At 75.5% G+C, this 1354-nt stretch carries 1 protein-coding gene; it reads left to right on the top strand.

Features of this window, described 5'->3' with window-relative positions; genetic code table 11:
• Window positions 1-498 precede the first annotated feature (498 nt).
• The coding region (locus E2E34_RS34330) for a PAS domain-containing protein (RefSeq protein WP_244316402.1) at window positions 499-1354 on the top strand (856 nt) is incomplete at its 3' end.

Raw genomic sequence — 1354 nt, 5'->3', positions numbered from 1 at the left:
GGGTTGGGGAGCCTCGCTCCGAGCGGCTGCCTGCGGCATGCCGCACTGCGCCGGAATCGCGGTCGCGGTGCCTGCGGGACGGGAGCGCCCAGGGGCGGAGGGCGATCAGGTCGCGGTGGAGACGATACGGCGGGGGCGGCAGCCGCGGAGCGGCACGGCAGCCAGTGGGGCATGCCGCGCGGAACTCCCCTCGACTCGGGCTCCTCGATGCGGCGTATTGTCCTCATATGGGTGATAGGTGCTGGGTGAGGTGCGGGGCCGCCCGTCCCGCGAGGCGGGGACGAAGCCGCAGGTACGGCGCTTCCGCGCGTCCCCGGGCTGCGAGGGCGGCCGGGTCCCGGCCGGAGGGAGCTGGCACGCCGCTGTCCCGCAGGATCGGGGCCTGTTCCCTCCCGGCAGGTCACCCCGGGTGGGAGCTCCGCCGTACCGCTGCCACGGGGTGTCGGTCGTCGAGTGTGGCCGGCCTGGGCGCGGCCACCGACCGGTCAGGGGTGTCCGGTGCTCGGGCCCGCTGAGGAGCCGGACGGCACTGCCCTCCTGGACGAGGCGCTCGCCGACACGGTGCGCCGTACGGGAGCCTCCGCCGGTGGCGTCTACCTGCTCGACGAGGCCGAGCGGATGCTGAGCCTGGCGGTCCTGTGCGGGGTGCCGTCCGAGGTCGCGTCGCCGTGGCGCCGGGTGCCTGTGGCCGCCGTCGTCCCGGTCAGCGACGCCGTCCGGGAGGACCGCCTGGTGTGGGTGGGGTCCCAGGAGGACATGGCCCGCTTCTACCCGCGCGCCGCCGCCACCCTCCCGTACCGTTTCGCCCTGGCCGCCGCGCCGCTGAACGGCGGAACCCACCACCGGGGCGCCCTGCTCCTGCTGTGGCCGGCCAGCCATCCGGGCCGGGCCACCCCCCGTCAGCTGGGCCACATCACCTCCAGCGCCCTGCGCATCGCACGTGTGCTGGACAGCACCCACGTCATGGCCGCCCCGCCCGACCAGCCCCGCATCATTCCCGTCGACGCCACCCGCCTGCACGCCACCCCGCCCGCGCAGGCCGCGGCCGACTTCGCCGAGCGACTGCCGGGCGGCGCCCTGGCGCTGGACCTGGAGGGCCGGATCACCTTCCTCACCGACTCCGCCGCGTCCCTGCTCGGCCGCAGCGCCGACCAGCTCCTCGGTACCCGGCCTTGGCAGTCACTGCCCTGGCTGGACGACCCGCTCTTCGAGGACCGCTACCGCACCGCGGTCATCAGCCGCGAGCCCGTCACCATCACCGCGGTCAACCCGCCGGGCACCCGGCTCGACTTCCGGCTCTACCCCGATTCCAGTGGCATCAGCGTCCGCATCGCCCCCAGCCGCGCCCAGGGAG

Origin of the sequence: Streptomyces albidochromogenes, from assembly GCF_005981925.1 — a bacterium.
GTDB classification, from domain to species: domain Bacteria; phylum Actinomycetota; class Actinomycetes; order Streptomycetales; family Streptomycetaceae; genus Streptomyces; species Streptomyces albidochromogenes.
This window is presented reverse-complemented; position numbering and strand designations above follow the sequence as displayed.